The organism is Arthrobacter sp. CG_A4, from assembly GCF_035985125.1.
GTDB lineage: Bacteria > Actinomycetota > Actinomycetes > Actinomycetales > Micrococcaceae > Arthrobacter.
In genome coordinates this window covers 1-18476 of the sequence record NZ_JAXCID010000030.1, presented here as the reverse complement: position 1 = coordinate 18476, position 18476 = coordinate 1, and the positions used below count along the sequence as shown (strand labels likewise).

Genomic DNA, 18476 nt, shown 5'->3' with positions numbered 1-18476 from the left:
CATGAACGGCGAGAAGGAGGCCCGAATGTCCGTATTGCCGAAAAACGCGCTACCTGGTCCAAGCAGCCGGCGTCGATGGTGGATCGCAGCAATCGCGCTCGTGAGTGTGGCCGCGGCGCTCATCGCTGTCACATGGTCGACGCCCACGCCCGCAAAGGCTCCGGTTGCACCGCCGCCGACGATGGACATCCCGCAGAGCCCGGCGAACGCTTCCCCCGGGACGCCGGCGCGAACTCCGGCGGTTTCTCCTGACGTTGTGATTGCCGAGCCTGAGGGCGCACCCCGCACTGCTGATTTCCGCCAGCTCGCCGCCGCGGCAGCGACGGCGATCTACACCTGGGACACGCGAACGTCGTCCTACTCGGAGGTCTACTCACGGCTCCGCGACTGGTGGGACGTGCTGCCGGACGGGTCCAATCCCTTAGCCGTCCTGGTGCAGGAGTTCGAAGCGACCGGGATCAACGCGGGAAGCTACGCAACTTTGGCTGACCAGCAGGCGCACCGCTCGGCCGCGGTCGAATCCCTGCACTGCGACAGCGAGCTGGCCAAGGTTCGGGAGCGGCCGGCGCCCTGGGCGGGACTGCATGTGTGCACAGTCTCCGTCAGCGTTCTGGATCAATCAATTTCTGCTCACAACACCTACACGGCACCGGTCAGCATCATGGTGAACTGTCCGCCGGCTGTCACAGCCCCGACGGATTATTGCGTGATGGTCGGCTTCTACGCCGCACCGAGTAGGATCCTCTATTGATGCCGGCCGCCATGGTGTTTGCTGGGCTGGTCAAGCGCCGGGCCATTCTGCGGGTTTCGCTGGCCGCGGCGTCTCTCTTGATCCTGGTGGGTTCCATTGCGTTCAGCGCAGCCGTGGCGGTGCTCGGCGCGAGCGCAGCCGACACCCCGTCCGTCTGCTCGCAAGATGGCGTGGTCGGCCAGCCAGCCAGCGTATCCGGCGCCCTGAGCCTCCGCTCAAACAGCTGGGCCCCGGTCAGTGTGACCGCGAGGCAAATGGCCGTTGCGGGGGACTACGTTTCCATTGGCCAGCAACTGGGGGTCCCCCGGGAGGGCCAGATCATCGCCATCATGATGGCGCTGCAGGAATCCAGCCTCCGAGTTCTCGCCAACGTGAACTTACCAGCCTCGCTCCAGTACCCGCATGACGGTCTCGGGAGCGATCACGATTCGCTCGGCACCGCCCAGCAACGTCCCGCGGCGGGCTGGGGGACAGTTGAGCAGTTGATGGATTCCAAGTACAACGTTCGAGCCTTCTACGGCGGCCCCGCCGGCCCCAACCGTGGCAGACCGCCCGGGTTGTTGGATATCCGGGGTTGGCAATCCATGAACAAAGGCCAAGCTGCACAAGCCGTTCAGGTATCGGCGTTCCCTGAGCTGTATGCGCGGTGGGAGGCCGAAGCAACGGCCATTGTTGAGGCGCTCGACGGCGCGATATCACCGGCCAGGTGCCCGGATACGCCGCCTTCCTCGACGGACCCGGTCTTGCCCGCAAACCTGAGCGAAATCCGCAAAGATATCCTGCGGTTCACCCAGGAAGGGGTCGGCGGCGCCTACGTATGGGGTGGCACAGCGTACAAGGCGTGGGACTGTTCCGGATACGTCCAGTGGATCTACAGGCAGGCCGGGATCAACCTGCCGCGAGTGGATCAATGGAGGGTCGGTACGCGGACCGAGAATCCGCGGCCGGGAGACCTGGTGGTCCAGAACGCACAAGGAACGAACAACTGGGGACACGTTGGCATTTATGCGGGCGACGGCATGATGTACAGCGCGCTCAATCCCGCTGTGGGTACATTGCTCCATCCGATAGCTTGGAATACCGACACGGCGTATTTTGATCTTTTGACGTGAACGTGCTCCCTTCACTTAAATGATCCATAAGTCGCTGCCGACGCCTCTTCAGCTGATTAGTGGAGGGACAAGAGGCCAACCCATCGGCGACGAAGCAATCAGCGCCCAAATCGCCCGTGAACTATATGGCGGACAGACCACGTGTGGACTTGGGATTTCAATCGTCTTTGAGAGGCCACGCCGCGCGGTCGGCAAGCTGTCAGCGGTGGACTGGATCCGTGATGCCGTCCTCGGTCGAGGCCCGCGCCTGGTCTGTCTCACCTGGGATTTCTGCCTGCCGTCCGCGGTCGAGAGCTCGCAGCCGCCATAGATTTACGAGTATCAGCCCGACGTTCAGCCCTATGCCCGGAACCGCACCGATTAGCGCGTTGTAGGCGATCAGGACGATGCAGGCGCCGATGTTCAGCCGGTGTAGTCGCCAGGGTTGTGCCTGGGCAAGTGACACTATGATCAGGGCGGATCCGAGCCAGCCGATGGTTTCGATAGCTACGTTCACTGGGCCTCCAAAGTGGCGATTATCGGATGGTCACGCCCTGTGTTGCCCACTGGTGCTGCTCCCCTCGGCGACCCCAACTCCTCGAAGAACTCGACGTTGGCCCGGACATAGTCGGCCCATTCGTCCGGGACGTCGTCCGAGTAGTAGATCGCCTCAACCGGGCAGACCGGGTCGCAGGCGCCGCAGTCCACACACTCGGACGGGTGGATGTAGAGCGCACGTTCGCCCTCGTAGATGCAGTCCACCGGGCATTCGTCGATGCAGGCTTTGTCCTTCACATCCACGCAGGGCTGGGCGATCACATACGTCATGGCGCGCTACACACCCGTGTAGACGGTTTTGCCCCAGGTGAAGAAGTCCAGTGCGGACTTCCCCTGTTCACGGAAGGTGTTGGTGGAGGAGTCCTTTACGCCGCCGAACGGGACGTTCAGGTCCAGGCCCGCCGTCGGGCGGTTGACTTTGATGACGCCGGCCTGTGCCCGTGCGGCGAAGTCCGTGGCGCGGGCCAGGGAATCGGTGCAGATACCGGCGGTGAGGCCGTAGCGGGAATCGTTGATCGCGGCGACTCCGGCCTCGTAGTCGGCGACCTCCAGCACGGCCACCACCGGGCCGAAAATCTCCTCGGTCACGGCGGCATCGTCGAACGGAAGCCCGGTGAGCACAGCGGCCGGGAAGACCAGCGGGCCGGCCGGGTCGCCGTCGTACCCGCCGGCCAGCAGCGTGGCACCGCGTTCGACGGCGGAACGCACCGCCGTCTGGTTTTGCTCGAACTGCTGCCGGCTCACCACGGCCCCCATCGCGGCGTTCATGCCGTCGCCGGGGGTGTAGGCGGCGGCTTCCTCGGTCAGCGCCTCGAGGAACGCTGTCCGGATCCCGGGGGTGACGTAGACGCGGGAAGTGGCGGTGCAGGCCTGGCCGGTGAGACCGAACGCGCCGGCGGCGACCACCTTGGCGGCCTTGCGGGGATCGGCGTCGTCCAGGACCAGCACGCCGTTCTTGCCGCCCATTTCCAGTTGCACCCGGGCGCGGCGGCCGTTCAGGATTTCCTGCAGGCCCAGGCCCACCGCTGTGGAGCCGGTGAAGGACAGCCCGGCGATTCGCGGGTCGCGGGCCAGGGCATCACCCACCACGCGGCCCTTGCCGTGCACCACGTTGAACACACCGGCCGGCAGCCCGGCATCCTGCAGGGCGCGGGCGAGGTGGGTGGCGGAGAGCGGGGTGAGCTCGGCCGGCTTGATCACGACGGCGTTGCCGCTGATCAGTGCGGGGGCGGACTTCCACGCCGGGATGGCGATGGGGAAGTTCCATGGGGTGATGAGACCGACGACGCCGAGCGCCTCGCGCCGGGTGGTGATGGTGGTGTCCGGCAGGCCGCTGGGCAGGACTTCGCCGGTGGCGGCCCATCCGAGGGAACCGAAGAAGCGCAGCACGTCGGAGGCGCGCTTGACTTCGCCCTTGGCCTCGGCGAGGGTCTTGCCTTCCTCACGGACCAGGTCCTCGGCGATGGCGGTCTGGCGGTCCAAGAGCAGGTTGCCGGCGGCCATCAGGATGGCGCCGCGGGTCGGGGCGGGCAGGGCGGCCCAGGCCGGCTGCGCGGCAGTTGCGGCGCTGATGGCGGCGTCGACGTCCTGAGCGGTGCCGCTGGGGGAGAGTGCGGCGAGCTCGCCGGGGCGGGCCGGGTTCATCCGCTCGGTGTCCGCTCCGCCAAGCCATTCGCCGTTGATGAAGTGGCGGGCGGTGATGAGCCCGCGGTCGGTGGAGGTGGAGAGGTCTGTTGCCGTGGAAGTCATGGTATTCCTTCGGGTGGTCAGGGAAAGATCAAGGGACAGTTCAGGGAATGGGTGGAGGCAGGCGGCTATAGGCTGCGGATCAGGCCGCCGTCGCACCGCAGCGCGACGCCGGTGATGTACGACGCCGGGGCGCTGCAGAGGAACGCGGCGGCGGCGCCGAACTCCTCGGGTTCGCCGTAGCGGCGGGCGGGAATCGTCTTGCGGGACTCAAGCTGGATTTCCTCGACCGTGGTGCCGCGCCGTTTGGCCGCGGCTTGGTCGAGTTCGGCGACGCGGTCGGTGCCGATCCGGCCGGGAAGGAGCATGTTCACCGTTACAGCGTCCAGTGCGACTTCGGCGGCGAGAGTCTTGAGGTACCCGGCGAGGGCCGCGCGCCCGGTGTTGGACACGGCCAGGTTCGGCAGGGGTGCGACGACGCCGCTGGAACCGACGGCGAGAATCCGCCCCCAGCGCCGTTCGCGCATGCCGGGCAGCACCTGCGAGACGAGTGCGTGGTGCGGCTTGACCAGGAGGTCGAAGGCGGCTGCGATGTCGTCGGCGCTGAGGGTGGCCGCGGCTCCGGGCTTGGGACCGGGGCCATTGAGCACCAGGATGTCGATGGGTCCGAGCTCCGCCATGGTCTGTTCGACGGCGGCTGCCACGCCGTCCGGAGTGCTGAGGTCCGCCTCGATGGCGACGGCGCCCGGCCCGTAGGCGTCTGTGAGTTCGGTGACGATCTCCTTGGCGCGCACCTGGCGGCGTCCGGTGACGGCCACCCGGACGCCTTCCGCGGCGAGGGCCCGGGCGATGGCCAGTCCCAGGCCGCCGGTGGAGGCGGCGACGAGGGCGGTCTTCCCGCTGATTCCGAGATCCATCAGAAGGCCCCCGCAGTGCTGAGGGCTGCCCGCGGCGCCGTCGGCGGTTGCGCGGGAGGGCGCGCTTCCAGGGCCGCGGCCGCCTCTGCCAGATGATTGAGCATGCTCGGCCGGAGGACCTCAGGGAACGGTGCGCCGGGGGCGCGGACGCCGGCGTCGGAGATGAGCCCGCGCTGGCGCAAACATTCTTTCCGGACGGGCAGCGCGATCCGGGCCTGCTGCTCGAAGTTGACCAGCGGCAGGTAGGGCAGCAGCGCATCCCGCGCTGCCTCGTACCCGGCCGACTGCCACGCCCGGACGCAGGCGATGAGGGCTTCCGGGTAGGAGAAGCCGGTCATGGCGCCGGCCGCCCCGGACTGGAGCTCGTCCAGCAGCCCCTGGCCGCCGAGGCCGCCGAACACGGACACGTCCAGGGCCCCGGTGAGCTGCGCGATGGCCACCGGCGTGGGCGGCGCCTCCGCCTTGACCGCGATGACGAAGCGGCAGGCCTGCACCACGGTGATCAGGGCCTCGGTGCTGATGCTCACGCCGCTGGCCAGGGGATAGTCCTGGAGCACCACATTGGCGCCGGTTGCCTGATGGATGGCGTTCAGGTGGGCGATCACCACGGCGGGGTTCGCGGAGTTGGCCTGGACCATGACGGCTGCCATGCGTTCGCCGGCAGCGGTTTGTGCGGCCCGGGTTTCCTCCACAGCGGTGGCGGTGTACAGCGAGGTCACGCCCACCACGAGGGGAAGGCCTGTCTCCTCGACGGCGACCTCCAGGACAAGGCTGCGTTCGGCCGCGGTCAGCGCTGCTGCCTCGCCGAACACACCAAGGACCGTGAGGCCGGTGGCGCCGATGGTTTCGTAGTATTCCACGAGTCCGGCCAGGCTGTCGGTATCCACGTCCAGGGTGCTGCCCTGGAAGGGGGTGGCGACGACGCCCCAGACGCCGGGTGCGAGTGATTCACGCATCGGATTTTCCTTCTCTAGTAGTTCATCAACTGGCTGCATGTCAGCGTCCCGGCCACACGGGCGGGCGCTTTTCCTGGAAGGCGCGCACGCCTTCGGCGGAGTCCTCGCTGTCCAGGGCCGCCATCAAGGCCGGAAGCCGGAGCCCGCGCGCCTCGCTGGCGGTCAGATGCCCGGTCTGCGTGACCATCTGCTTGACCGCCCGGACGGAGGTAGGCGCGCAGGCGAGGATCTGGTCCAGCCAGCGCTGCACCGCGGCGTCGAGCTCCGCCGCCGGCACCACCTCGTTGACGAGGCCCATGGACTGCATTTCTGCGGCCTCGGCCTTCCGCCCGGTAAGGAGCATGCCCATCGCCTGGGTATAGGGAATCCGCCGCACCAATTGGTGGATGCCGCCGTCCAGTGCTAAACGCCCCACCCGCGGTTCCGTCAGCCCGAAGCGGGCAGTGTCCGCGGCGATGACGATGTCCGCGCCCAGCACGATTTCCATGCCGCCGCCGAGCGCGTAGCCGTTCACCCGCGCTATCACAGGGATGTCCAGCGTGGTGCGCAGGCTGAGCCCGCCGAAGCCGTTGGGATCCAGGCCGGCCCAATACTCCAGGCCGGTTTTGCCCACGGCAGAACTGGACATGTCCGCTCCGACACAGAAGGCGCGGGTTCCGGCGCCGGTGATGACGACGGCCCGGACCTCGGGGTCCGCTTCGAGTTGGTCCCAGATCTCGTTGAGCCGGGCCTGGGCGATGCCGTCGACGGCATTGAGCACGTGCTGGCGGTCGATGACCACCGTGGCCACCTGGTTCTCGATGGTCAGCGTGACCCCGTCGGTGGTGTTCGGACCTGCGGCCCGCTGTGTGGGGGCCTCGGATACGGCGGTCACCGGAGCACCCCCAGCTGCTGCAGGCGCTCGATCGTTTCGGGGTCGAAGCCGTTCTCCAGCAGGACCTCCACGTTGTGCTCGCCGAGCCGCGGTGCGGCGCGGCGGACGGTGGGCGGGGTGGCGGAGAGCCGGATCGGGGCGTTGAGCATCTTGACCGTGCCGACGCCGGGGTGTTCGGCCTCTACGATCATGCCGTTCGCTTCCGTCTGGGCATCGGCCAGGGTCTGCTCGAGGGTGTGAACGGGGGCGTTGAGCAGCCCTTGGTCCTCCAGCTGGGCGGTCCAGTACTCAGTGGTGTTGGTGGCGATGCGCTCTCGGAAGATGGCCTGCAGCGCTGGCTTGTGCTGGAACTGCTGCTCCAGGTTCGCGAATTCGGGCCGGAGCGTGAGGTCCTCGGCCAGGCCCAGCGCCTCGGAAATTCGGGCCAGCGGGTCCGGGGTGAAGCCACCCACCATGCAGACGGCGCCGTCGGTGGTTTCAAAGACGCCGCTCAGCGGCATCGCACCCCAGTTGACCTCGTAGCCGCGGTTGAGCTGCATGCACGCCTCCTGCATCTGCAGGTGCAGCATGGAGTCGTACATGGTCACCTCCACCTTCTGTCCTGCGCCCGCGGTTTCCCGGGTGCGCAGCGCCAGCAGGATGCCTTGCATGAGGTGCATGCCCGTGATGTAGTCACACAAAGTGGTGGGGTAGATGGACGGCGGGGTGTCGTCTGATTCGCGGCGCCACATGACGCCGGAGTAGGCTTGCGCGATGGCGTCCTGGCCGCCCTTGTGCGAGTAGGGGCCGTCCGGGCCGAAGCCGGTGCCGGATGCCCAGATGATGCCGGGGTTGGCGGCCTTGAGTTCCTCGTAGCCGAAGCCCATCCGTTCCATCACGCCGGAGCGGAAGTTGCTGACCACGACGTCGGCGTCGGCCAGCAGGCGGCGGAGCACCGCCTTGCCGTCCTCGGTGCGGGTGTCCACGGAGATGCTGCGCTTGTTCCGGTTGATGGACAGGAAGATCGGGTTGTCCTGGCCGTCCTTGTCCGGGAACGAGTTGCGGGAGATGTCCCCGGTGCCCGGGCGTTCCACCTTGATGATGTCCGCGCCGTAGTCGCCCAGGAGCTGGGTGCAGGAGGGCCCCATGAACACCTGCGTGAAGTCCACGATCTTGATGCCGTCGAGGGGGAGCGGGGTGCCGGTGCGCTGAGTGGATGCTGCCGGTGCCGCCGTCGCGCTGTCCGCTGTTGTTGCTGCCAGGAGGTCTTCGATCACGGTGCTCATGCCCCCACCACGGCTTCCTGGTCGAGGGTGGCGTTCGACGACGGGACGTCGCCGGGATCGGCGCCGTGCCGGCGCATGCCCTGCTGGATATCCAGGGCCGAAACGTCGCGGACGAGGATGCCGTTGTCGACGGCGATGGCGGCAGCGACGCCGACCGCCTGGCCCATGGCCATGCAGGGCGGGATCTCGCGGGACATCTTCTGCGCTTCCGGGGTGGCCGAGTAGTGCCGCCCGGCGACGAGCAGCTGGTCCACTTCCTTGGGTAGCAGCGAGCGGTACGGGTAGTAGTAGTCGCGCCCGCGGGCGACGGTGTCCGCGAAGTGCCGGCGGGAGGTGATGTCGTCCTTGGTCATGACGTGCTCGCCTTCGAGCAGGCGGGTCTGCCGGACACCCATCTGGGATGCGACGTCCAGCATGTAGCAGTTGGCGAATCCGGGCAGATTGGCGCGGACGTAGTCCACGGCTTCGGTGATCCGGTCCCGGGCAGCGAACTCGGCGGCGGTCATGTCTGCCGGATCGACGCCGTCGTAGCCGGTCATGTGCGGGGCGTTGCACCAGACGACGCCGTCGATGGGGGTCTTGAGCCACCACAGTTCCCAGGCGCCGCCGAGGAGGCGCTTGATGGTCCGGTTGATGGCGCGGGCTTCTCTGGGGTTGGCCTGTTCGAAGGCCTCCGCGGCGGTGGTGTCCACGTTGCCGAGACGGAAGACCAGCGTGGTGAGGTAGCTGTCCTTGACGTAGCTGGCGCCCGCCCGGGAAGCGACGTCGATGTCGCCGGTGGTGTCGATGACGATGTCCGCCATGAAGGCCTGCGGGCCGGACTTGGTCTCGCAGATGACGCCCTTCATAACGCCGTTGTCCACGATCGGGCGGGAGAACCAGGAGTGCAGGCGCAGGTTGACGCCGGCCTCGCGGACGAGGTCGTTGGAGACGCGCTTCCAGCCGTCCGGATCGAATGCGGCGGCGTAGCAGATGGGTTTGGGATTGACGTGGGTGTGGAAATCGAAGGTGCCGTAGCGGCCCCACTTGTTCCACAGTTCCTCGGAGGCCTTGCGGTCATCGGCAGGCGGGACGATCGCCAGGCCGAGTTTCTGTAGCCGCTCGACATATTCGGAGACGATGCCGGTGACGGTGATCTCCTGGCCGTTGATCATGTCATCGAGGACGAGGACCATGCCGCCGGAGGCGAGGCCGCCGAGGGAGGAGTAGCGTTCCAGCAGCGTGACGGAGGCGCCGGAGCGGGCCGCGGTGACCGCGGCGGCCACGCCGGCGGGGCCACCACCCACGACGAGGACGTCGGAGCGGGAGATGACGGGGGCGGTGAGATCCTTCGTTGTGGTGCTGAGTTCAAGGGAGTTCATGGGAGGGATCCTTAGTTTCCGACGAAGATGCCGTTGGTGCGGCGGGCGGCGAGGTAGAAGATGATGCTGAGGATGGACAGGACGGCGACGTAGACCGGGAAGACCCAGGTGAGGTCCTGGGACTGAAGCCAAACGAGCAGGTATGAGGCGGTGCCGCCGAACAGGGCGACGCCGATCCCGTAGCCCAGCGCCACTCCCGTGCCGCGGCAGTTTTTGGGCATCAGGGACGTGCTGACCACGTTGTAGAGCGTCATGTTCAGGACCAGGACAAGGGAACCGCCGAGCAGGACCGCAGCGAAACCGCCGATACCGGGCTGGACGTACATGAGCATGAGGAACACGGAGGGGATGGCCAGGATGCGGGTGATCAGGAACCAGCGGGACATGGGCTTGCCGTCGGCCAGCTTGCCGATGATCCAGCTGCCGGCCACCAGGATCACGCCCAGGACGGTGGTGAGGGCGAATACCGCCGTCGGGTCTTCCTTGAAGCCGCTGCGGGCGGCGCTGGGTAGGCCGACGTTCCACGCGTAGTTGTAGGCCTGGGCTGCGCCGACGACGAAGATGATGGCCAGGACGGAGAGCCAGTGCTTGCGGACCCCTGACCAGACGGCGCCGGAGGAATTGCCGGCCATTTCTTCCGGACGCATGGTCTCCGGGAGGGCCCGGCGCAGGTAGATGACCACGAAGCCGAAGGCCGCGCCGATGAAGAACGGCACGCGCCAGCCCCAGTCGGCCATCACGGCGCCGCCGAGGGTGAGACTGCAGAGGAAGCTGACCAGCGAGGCGAGCAGGATCCCGATATTGACGTAGAAGGACATGACGCCGGCGACGTAGCCTTCACGGCCTTCCGGTACCAGCTCTACGGCGTGGGAGGTGGAGAGCGGGGCTTCGATGCCGGTGGAGATGCCCTGCAGGATGCGGCACGCCACGAGGATGATGCCGGCCCAGGCGCCGATCTGTTCGTAGCTGGGGCAGACGGCGATGACCAGAGTGGTGCTGGCCATCAACGTGATCGAGAGCAGCATCACCCGCCGTCGTCCGATCCGGTCCGCGAGGGTGCCGAGCAGGATGCCGCCGAGCGGCCGGAAAGCGAAGCCGACGGCGAAGACGGCGAGGGTGTTGAGCGTGGCGGAGAGGGGATCGCTGTTGGGGAAGAAGTTCGGGCCGATGAACGCCGAGAGGAGGCCGAAGACCATCCAGTCGTACCATTCGAGGGCGTTGCCGAGGCCGAGGCCCAGGAGGCCCTTGCGGACCTCGGGGGTGAGTTGACGGGATGCTTTTTGTGACTCGACGGCGGTGTCAAGCATGGGCTTTTCCTTACTCTGGAGCCCTCTCGTGGGGAGGGGACAATGAGGGTATGACGCATCGCCGTCCGGGGTTGGGGGACGGTGGCTGCGAACGTGGCAAGGACTGTCAGCGGGCAGATTCAGGCCCGGCTAGTGCGGGAGAACGGTAACGGCGGCTTAGCGGTGCTGTTACCACGCGTGAGGTGCGTTGACCCAGATCGCTACGCATACCTCTTCGTAGCTGTTCTTGAACCAGTGCGGGGTGTCCGAGGAAAATGTGATGGAATCGCCTTCCCCGAGCGTGTAGCACTCACCGTCCAGGAAGATGTCCTTCCGGCCGGAGAGAATGATGCCGAATTCCTCGCCGCTGTGGCGGAAGGGAGTGGCACTGGTGTCATGGCCGGGCGGACTGACTATCCATTGGGCTTCCAAGGCTCCGTTGAGGTCCGGCGTGAGCAGTTCATAGACCGCCTCACCCACGGACTTCTTGGTGACGCCCTTGAGGTTGCGCCGTTCGGCCTTCCGGACCACGGGGGACCGGGGGTCTTCGTGGCCGATGAAGAATTTGCCGACCGGGATGTCCAGGCCGTGGGCCAGTTGTGCCAGGGTGGTGAAGGACGGGTTCGCCAGGCCGCGTTCAATCTGGCTGACGATGGCCGGGCTGAGGCCCGTGATCTCCGAAAGCTTGGCGAGCGTCATGCCTTTTTCCTTACGCATGGCGCGAACCTTGTTGCCGACCGTGGCCAGTAGGGCGCTGGTCGCAAGGGGTGAACTGCCTGTGACGCTCTCGGCGGTCATTCGATGTCCTTCACTGGGTGACCTGACTCACACAACTATAGTGAAGATTTTTAGCGGGTCAATGATTTCCTCCCAAATAGATGAAATATTTACAGCGGTGCGGTGGATGTGGCGCGAATGCCCGCCACGGCGGCGCCTTGTAGCTGTTGGGGTGGACTGTCAGTGAATCAGCGCGTGGTCCAACGTCGCGAGAGAATCCGCGCCGGTAGCCCGTGCAAGATCGTCCAATGATTTGAAGTAGTTGTGCCGGATATTCAGCTCCATGGCTCTCCGGAAGAGCCCCACGACTGTCGGGTGGAGGTGGCCGCCGGGGAGGAACTGGAATCCAGGTTCCCTAGTCCGGATAAGAAGACGCGGACGAGCAGCCGCAGGACCGGTTGGGGGTCTTCCATGAGCTCTGAAAGCCGACGCCGAACCAGTCCCAGGCTCGGCAGCGTGAACTCCGCCCGGATCGCCGCCCACGTCTGACTGGTGATGGGTTGGCCGTTCATCCTTCTTCCGTTGTTTCGTCGGCGTCGCTGACGTTGTCCAGGAGCCATTGGGGGGAGAGCGGTTCCCGGCGGAGCGTCGCGGTCCGAAGAGCCGAGGTTGAGTCGAGACGGACCTGGACCCGCCAGAATTCGATGCTAACCAGGTCGCCGCTGCCGACGGCGGCTGTGCGCCTGGTGTCCCACCAGGCGTCTCTTCCGCACCAGTGCCGGGAGTCGGTAGCGGGATCGACCAGCCAGATCCGTCCGTCGTGGCGGATGGCGAGGGGTTTGCCTGCCGCGTCGGTGCGGACCTGATGGTCATTGATCTGGGTGGGCGCTTCGATGGAACTGGTCATGGGGTGCGTTCTTTCGTGGTGCGGCGTGCGGGCGAAATTGGGTTTAGGCGGCTTTGACGAGGGGGAGTTCGTCCCAGTGCGTGGTGTAGCGGGGAGAGAGCATGTCCCGTTTCATGGTCCAGTCCGGGCCGCCGCGGATTCCGCCGTGGCCCAGACCGATGGAGCCACGCCCGTACCGGCGGGTGATGTCTTCCAGGAGGGTTCCGACGTGGCGTTCCTCGTGCGGGTTCTCGAACAGGGACAGGGGCGCCTGGTTGCCGGTGGGCCGCAGGTCGGTGACCATGATCCCGGCCCTGGCGTACCGGATGCCCTCCACGATGCGGGGGAGGAGGGCGTGGGCGGCTTTGGTGAGCAGCACGGGATCGGCGGTGGGCATCGGCAAGGGCACGCACACGGAGGGGTAGGAGGTGTCTTTGGGGTTGAAGTGTGAGGTGCCGGCGAACGCGGTGAGGACTTTGGCCTGCAGGCCGTGTTTGGCCAGCCGCGCCGAGGCCTGCTGGCCGTAGACGCTCATGGCCTGCCGGATCCCGGCAGCGGTGGTGATCGGGGTCGCGAAGGAACGGGAGAAGATGAGCTGGTCCCGGCCGATCCGTTCCTCCTCCATCGGGATACAGGGCGTTCCCTGCAGTTCCAGGACGGTACGCATCATGACCACGGAGAACCGGTCCCGGATCATCACCGGATCCGCACGGGACAGATCAAGGATCGAATGAATGCCCAGGGCGTTAAGGCGTTTGGTCAGCCGCGTGGCGACGCCCCAGATCTCGATCACGGACAGGCGGCGCATCAGGGAGTCCCTGTCGGCGGCGGGGACGGAGTCCCAGTGGCAGACGCCGTCGAAGGCCGTGTTGTTCTTGGCCCATTTGTTCGCCAGCTTCGCCAGCGTCTTTGTCGGTGCGATGCCGACGCAGACTGGCACGCCGACGTTGCGCCGCACGGTGGTTTTCATGTCCCGGCCCAGGGCCAGGAGCTCCGCCGGGGTGCCTTTGACGCCGAGGAAGGCCTCGTCGATGCTGTAGACCTCCAGCCAGGCCGAGAACCGGCCCAGCAGCTCCATCACGCGGGCGCTGATGTCCCCGTAGAGCTCGTAGTTACTCGACAGGGCAACGAGTCCCCATTCCTTGGCCCGCGGTGCGAGTTTGAACCACGGCTCACCCATTGCGATGCCCAGACGCTTGGCTTCGGGGGAGCGGGTAACGGCGCAGCCATCGTTGTTGGACAAGACGACGACAGGCCGGCCCTCCAAGGATGGATTGAACGCGCGCTCGGCCGAGGCATAGAAGCAGTTCACATCCACGTGAGCGATCTGCGGCATATGCCGCATGAGAGCCGGCTTAGACATTGCTTGCCCGGCGTCGGCAGAGTTCCCGTTTAACGCAATAGCGCGCCTTAAACATGGTGCAGGCACCGGGTAGCGACGCCCCAGATGACGAGATCGGACAAGGACGGCACACGGATATCCGGGTAGGCCGGGTTCTCCGCCTGCAGCACCACCCCGGCACCCGCGATCCGCAGCCGTTTGATGGTCAGCTCCCCATCCAGGACCGCGACGACCACGGACCCGTCCACCGGTTCCAGGGCGCGGTCGACGATCAGTTCATCGCCGTCGCTGATGCCGGCCCCTTCCATCGATTCCCCGGACACCCGCACGACGTAGGTGCTGGTGATGTCCTTGATGAGGTGCTCGTTCAGATCGATCCGGCCATCAAAGTAGTCCTGCGCGGGCGAGGGATACCCGGCCGAGACGGGGACCGGAGAGATCAGAACCGACAGCAACGACATACCCGCGTCTATCACGCGGGGACCAACTACAACGCCCACAACACACCCTTTATTCGAATATATGTTCGATACATTCAGTGTAGCCGCGAGCGCTGACATTGAGTGGCCACCTTAAGATGACTAGCCATCGCTGATCCAAGTCGGCTGAACGGGGTCACTTCCGGGGCCGACCGCGGGGCCGCACCAGCCTCGGGCATGACCGCGGCGCTTCAGGATCCGTTCGACCGGGTTCAACCGGAAAACATCCCTTGAAGAGAAGCCACCGGACGACGCCGAGCCGGGCCTACGGAAAAGTCCCAGGCACCACAAAATAACGCGTGCGTACGTCGGTGCCGACGAGTAAAGCGTCCAGGATGCCATCTCGTGATCCATAGCCATGAGGACATTATCGTCAGATGCCTAGACGCGTTCATCTGTATGAGCGGCGATTACCACCCGAATTCTGCGCGGCGAGCAGGTGCTGCCTGACGTCTTAGGAGTCGCACATTGCATGGGGGTGTTGAGGGCCGAGCCTTCAGCTTTCGGAGGCTGTTCGTTCGAAAGGTACTCCCCGGATTACCGATAGTCTTTGCCGGCCGCATCGGATGCAGGACCTGATGGCCGCCCGCAGGATCGCCCGGGACAAGTTCGCATTGGCCAATCGGATGTCCCCATCCAACCGCGCCTAACGGGTGATGGTCAGTGGCTTCATTGGCACCACACAGGACGCCCATTGCAAAGTTACAGCTGCTCCATCGGCACGGTTGTTCCTGCCAGTGTCATCGCACCAGTCGATGTTGAATGGTATGGCCGTGACTGCCGCCTCGCCGACGGGCGTTTGAGCTGGGACCTCAAAGGTGAAGGTGAACCCGCCAGCGTCATTCATAGGGGCAGTTGCGTCGATGACCCTCACATTGGTTGCGTCGTTGACGGCTACTTGGATGCGGGCGTTGTCGCCGTAACGGGGATTGCAGTCAGCATCCGGTGCGATGACTGTCACCCTTTCGCCGGCTTTCGCAGTCGACGGTTTCACTAAAAAGGAAGGCGGAAGACAATGCGGTTCGCCGTTCCCTGAGGAAGAAGCGCATCCCGATGCAGCACCTACTAGCAGGATGACACCGACCGCAACGAATATCGGGATGCTGCACCTTCGAACTCGATACCCAGGGGTGAGCACCATTTCCTCATTATTGGTGGGTTGGCATCGAGCGAATACACCGACGCGTTAATCGTCCCCCGATCGTTGTCAGAGCCGCCCGCCGCCGCCCGCACAGATTCGCATTTCGCGGATCGGCAAGGGCCGCAGACAGGGAAATTTCGGACAGCTATTTGTTCAAAAGCTACGCCGCAAGTTACCGATAGACCGTGGCAAATAGCACCTGATGCATGAAGGGCGGGATGCGGCGGTGCTCGCGGTGTCTCAGAACGCTGTCCGGGTCCACTGTCACCTCAGACTCTCCAGACTCTCCAGACTCTCCCGCGGCTAGTGGAGGAAGGTTGCGGCTGAAGGGGGCTGGTTGCTTCTGAGTTGGGCCGGGTGTGTCCGACGCTAGACTCCCGTTATGACAATGGGGGAGAACCGGACCAAGAGTGGGAGCCAGAGGCTCCTGGTCTGGATTCTTGTCACTGCACTGCTGTTGGTGGGGCTCGCCACATGCCAGGGGATGCGAGACCCCAACCCTGTGATCCAAAGGTGCAAAGACGCTGGCGGAACGTGGATCGGCGCAGAATTCAGCCCCAACCCTTACTGTGCTCTGGGTTAGCATGCGCCCGAGGCGGGTCGATTGGGGGATAACGCACCATGGGACGTAGGGAGATCTGGGGTTCAGCCCTGCTCATTTTTACTGGCGCCACGTACACGTGGGTGACCTTCTATTTCTCGGCATATCCGGTGGCTCCCGATGGTCAGCGGCTCATTTTCTTCTGGGGGATTGACGGGGATGCCGTAGTTGGCCTGACCTACCTGGTCGGCGGCTTCGTCGGCTGCGCCGGGCTTCTTCTCCTGGTTCCGCCGCTGATTAGCCGGGTCTCCCTCCGCTGGCTTCGAGTGATCACCGGGTGGGCGACAGCCGTTGCCGGCATTGCCGCAGCCCCGTTCGTAGGGGTTTTTCTGCTGGTCTCGTTGATCCTCTGCTTCGGGACTACCGTCCGTGAAGTAGCCCCGGACGGGCGCTCGATCATCGTCACCCAGGATCAGTTTGACGGCGATGTTGTCCATATCTACTCGGAATTCGATGCCTTCCACTACAGGTGGTACGGGGAAGCGCCAGAGTTCTCCGGCCCGCGGACCATCAGCAGCGAGAACTGCCGCCTCGAAACTTCCGGGGAAGCGCTTGTACTTAGCTGCGGCGCAGGCACGGTGACGATCCATTCCGACCAGCGCCCCGCTGGCTAACAGAAGCACCGATAAGCCGCCGAGGGCTCCCTTCCGGGGATCTCCGTTCCCTTTCGGAGAGCTATTCGTTCAAAAGCTACTCCGCAAGTTGCCGACATTCTTTACTATGTTGCATCCGATGCAGGATGCCCAAGGAGGTCCGAACCCGTCCCGAAAATCAACAACAGTCATGTCGCCCCGCCCCGCAACCTCTATGAAGTCGTGAGCCCAAAACCCTCATTCCATTCGAAGACGACAGATGGAGCGCCCGATGTTGCTGGCTGGCGAGTACGGGCTGATGGTACGGGCAGTCCGGTCAGGTGGTACCGCTGGTTTCGATGACCCGGTACCGGCCAGGAACCGCTCTGCGCAATTTCTGGCCGGCGTCCGGGCGTCCGGTCCAGGCGGCGCCGTTGGGATTGCCGGGGTGTTGTGCGGTTATTCCCAGAAGTCGCTGGCCGCCTGTGCCTCTTGGGCGCCCATCCGGCGCATGTCGACGTCGCCGAGGGTGATCGTGCGGGCCCGGCTGGCCAGGCGGTTCACGATCGAATCAGCGGCGACTTTCTCAGGGAGGGTTTCGACCCAGTACGTCGGGCCTGACTGGCTGGCGATCACGGTGGGCAGTCGGTGGTCCCTGTTGACCAGGACCGTGAACAGGTCGTTTGCTGCGGTCTCGTCGATGCCGATGGTGAGGAAGTCATCGATGATGAGCAAGTCGACGTCGCTGAGCTTGTTCAGCAGGTTTTGGTGGGCGATCCTGTCGCCGCGGGCAATGACCAGTTCACGGGCCATTTCGTCCATTCGGGTGTAACGGACGGTGTGCTCTGCGTGGCAGGCTGCGATTCCGATCGCGCAGGCGATGTAGGTCTTCCCTCCTCCGGTGGGAGAAATCAGCAGCAGGTTTGTTGGATCCGCACGCCAGTCATGGGCTGCGTAGCGTTTCATCCGCACGGCGGTGACCCCGCGTCCTGGCAGATAGTCGATCTCGGCAATCGATGCGTGCGGGAGGGGGAATCCTGCTTCGCGGATGAGCTTGTCGATCCGGTTCGAACGCCGGACCTCCAAGGCCTCGTCAACGGCGGTCAGGAACAAGTCTTCCGGCGTTCTGGTGTCATTGCCGTCGTCCTTGAGCAGCTCCTCGAACTGGAGGGCGACCTGGGTGATCCGCAAGGCCCGGAACTTGTCATAGTCAACACTGGTGAACATCGCCGGCTACCGGTTTTCCTGGTAGTAGTTGGCTCCGCGCACAAACACGTCGCTGCGTTCACCGGGATCCGGGGCACTCGGGGCTTTCTTCGTGTTCGGCGCCGCCGGCAGCGGCGGCTGGGTCCGTTGGCTGTCGCTGTTCACGGAGGCCATCAACCGTTTGAGCGTGGTGTAGGTCGGATACCCGCGCTGGTTGAGGACCTGCTGGCACGCCGCTTCCAAACGCTGCCTGTTCCGCTTCCCCAAGCCCATCAAGATGTTTTGGCAGTCCAGATAGGCCTGGGCCTCAATGGCCGCACGGTCAAGGATCATCTCGATCACCGATATGGTCGCCGGCCCGTAACTGCGGGCCCGGTCCAGGAACCATTGCCGGGACCACAAGCCGTGCATGTCCTGATGCTGTTTCGGGACGTGTTCGCCCAGCGTGGAGTACTGGCCCCTGCGCCCGAGCTTGCGGGGATGTTCACACAGCACCGATTCGCCATCGAAGACCGTGACTTTCAAACCGGTCAGCCGGACCTTCAAGATCCGGCCGGTGAACTTGTAGGGCACCGAGTAGTGCTGGTAATCGGCGGTGACGTGATAATTCCGGGCGGCTTTTAGCTGCTTCCATTCCACCGACCCGAACTGCTCCGGCGGCAACGGCTGCAGCAGGTGCGCTTCCTCCTGGTTGAATTGTTCGTACCTGGTCGAGCCGTCCACGCGCCGTATCTGGCCGTTGATCTCTGCGACGCGTTCATCAATGGCCGTATTCAACTCCGCCAGT

At 65.1% G+C, this 18476-nt stretch carries 19 protein-coding genes; 3 read left to right on the top strand and 16 right to left on the bottom strand.

Annotation, left to right across the window (positions count from 1 at the left end):
* The first annotated feature begins 25 nt into the window (after window positions 1-25).
* Together RCH07_RS13080 and RCH07_RS13075 are read left to right on the top strand one after the other, a co-directional pair.
* Window positions 26-751, top strand: a complete 726-nt coding sequence (locus tag RCH07_RS13080) for a hypothetical protein (RefSeq protein WP_326967911.1) — start codon at window positions 26-28, stop codon at window positions 749-751.
* The gene (locus RCH07_RS13075) at window positions 751-1863 is read left to right on the top strand and encodes a C40 family peptidase (RefSeq protein WP_326967940.1); all 1113 of its coding nucleotides are present in this window, start codon (window positions 751-753) and stop codon (window positions 1861-1863) included. Before RCH07_RS13080 ends, RCH07_RS13075 begins: the two co-directional genes overlap by 1 nt.
* A gap of 199 nt (window positions 1864-2062) precedes the next feature.
* Here RCH07_RS13075 and RCH07_RS13070 read toward each other — a convergent pair whose 3' ends face one another.
* From RCH07_RS13070 to RCH07_RS13005, 14 genes are all read right to left on the bottom strand, one after another.
* The gene (locus RCH07_RS13070) at window positions 2063-2359 is read right to left on the bottom strand and encodes a hypothetical protein (RefSeq protein ID WP_326967910.1); all 297 of its coding nucleotides are present in this window, start codon (window positions 2357-2359) and stop codon (window positions 2063-2065) included.
* The gene (gene fdxA, locus RCH07_RS13065; RefSeq protein WP_326967909.1) at window positions 2356-2670 is read right to left on the bottom strand and encodes a ferredoxin; all 315 of its coding nucleotides are present in this window, start codon (window positions 2668-2670) and stop codon (window positions 2356-2358) included. Before fdxA ends, RCH07_RS13070 begins: the two co-directional genes overlap by 4 nt.
* Window positions 2671-2676: 6 nt before the next feature.
* Window positions 2677-4149: an aldehyde dehydrogenase family protein gene (locus RCH07_RS13060; protein ID WP_326967908.1), complete on the bottom strand. Its 1473-nt coding sequence runs from the start codon at window positions 4147-4149 to the stop codon at window positions 2677-2679.
* Between the two features lie 65 nt (window positions 4150-4214).
* A complete protein-coding gene (locus RCH07_RS13055; protein ID WP_326967907.1) occupies window positions 4215-5003 on the bottom strand; it encodes an SDR family oxidoreductase in 789 nt (262 codons plus the stop codon).
* Window positions 5003-5959 carry a dihydrodipicolinate synthase family protein gene (locus RCH07_RS13050; RefSeq protein WP_326967906.1) on the bottom strand — a complete coding sequence of 319 codons (957 nt, stop codon included), beginning with the start codon at window positions 5957-5959 and terminating at the stop codon, window positions 5003-5005. The genes RCH07_RS13055 and RCH07_RS13050 overlap by 1 nt, the downstream gene beginning before the upstream one ends.
* 40 nt (window positions 5960-5999) lie before the next feature.
* On the bottom strand, window positions 6000-6833 hold the full coding sequence (locus tag RCH07_RS13045; protein ID WP_326967905.1) for an enoyl-CoA hydratase-related protein: 834 nt from the start codon (window positions 6831-6833) through the stop codon (window positions 6000-6002).
* Window positions 6830-8098 (bottom strand): CaiB/BaiF CoA transferase family protein, encoded by a 1269-nt coding sequence (locus RCH07_RS13040; RefSeq protein WP_326967904.1) that lies wholly within the window; start codon window positions 8096-8098, stop codon window positions 6830-6832. The genes RCH07_RS13045 and RCH07_RS13040 overlap by 4 nt, the downstream gene beginning before the upstream one ends.
* A complete protein-coding gene (locus tag RCH07_RS13035) occupies window positions 8095-9459 on the bottom strand; it encodes an FAD-dependent oxidoreductase (protein ID WP_326967903.1) in 1365 nt (454 codons plus the stop codon). The genes RCH07_RS13040 and RCH07_RS13035 overlap by 4 nt, the downstream gene beginning before the upstream one ends.
* A gap of 11 nt (window positions 9460-9470) precedes the next feature.
* On the bottom strand, window positions 9471-10766 hold the full coding sequence (locus RCH07_RS13030; RefSeq protein WP_326967902.1) for an MFS transporter: 1296 nt from the start codon (window positions 10764-10766) through the stop codon (window positions 9471-9473).
* A gap of 168 nt (window positions 10767-10934) precedes the next feature.
* Window positions 10935-11543: a helix-turn-helix domain-containing protein gene (locus RCH07_RS13025; RefSeq protein WP_326967901.1), complete on the bottom strand. Its 609-nt coding sequence runs from the start codon at window positions 11541-11543 to the stop codon at window positions 10935-10937.
* A gap of 487 nt (window positions 11544-12030) precedes the next feature.
* Window positions 12031-12369: a hypothetical protein gene (locus RCH07_RS13020; RefSeq protein ID WP_326967900.1), complete on the bottom strand. Its 339-nt coding sequence runs from the start codon at window positions 12367-12369 to the stop codon at window positions 12031-12033.
* A 43-nt stretch (window positions 12370-12412) separates the two neighbouring features.
* The gene (locus RCH07_RS13015) at window positions 12413-13693 is read right to left on the bottom strand and encodes a Y-family DNA polymerase (RefSeq protein WP_326967939.1); all 1281 of its coding nucleotides are present in this window, start codon (window positions 13691-13693) and stop codon (window positions 12413-12415) included.
* 65 nt (window positions 13694-13758) lie between these two features.
* Entirely contained in the window at window positions 13759-14190 is a 432-nt protein-coding gene (locus tag RCH07_RS13010) for a LexA family protein (protein WP_326967899.1), read from the bottom strand.
* 625 nt (window positions 14191-14815) lie between these two features.
* Window positions 14816-15130 (bottom strand): hypothetical protein, encoded by a 315-nt coding sequence (locus RCH07_RS13005; RefSeq protein WP_326967898.1) that lies wholly within the window; start codon window positions 15128-15130, stop codon window positions 14816-14818.
* Between the two features lie 801 nt (window positions 15131-15931).
* Between RCH07_RS13005 and RCH07_RS13000 the strand changes: the two genes are divergently transcribed.
* On the top strand, window positions 15932-16525 hold the full coding sequence (locus RCH07_RS13000) for a hypothetical protein (protein WP_326967897.1): 594 nt from the start codon (window positions 15932-15934) through the stop codon (window positions 16523-16525).
* 417 nt (window positions 16526-16942) lie between these two features.
* Here RCH07_RS13000 and RCH07_RS12995 read toward each other — a convergent pair whose 3' ends face one another.
* On the bottom strand, window positions 16943-17710 hold the full coding sequence (locus tag RCH07_RS12995) for an ATP-binding protein (protein WP_326967896.1): 768 nt from the start codon (window positions 17708-17710) through the stop codon (window positions 16943-16945).
* 6 nt (window positions 17711-17716) lie between these two features.
* A partial coding sequence (locus RCH07_RS12990; protein WP_442784828.1) for a Mu transposase domain-containing protein occupies window positions 17717-18476 on the bottom strand: 760 nt, incomplete at its 5' end.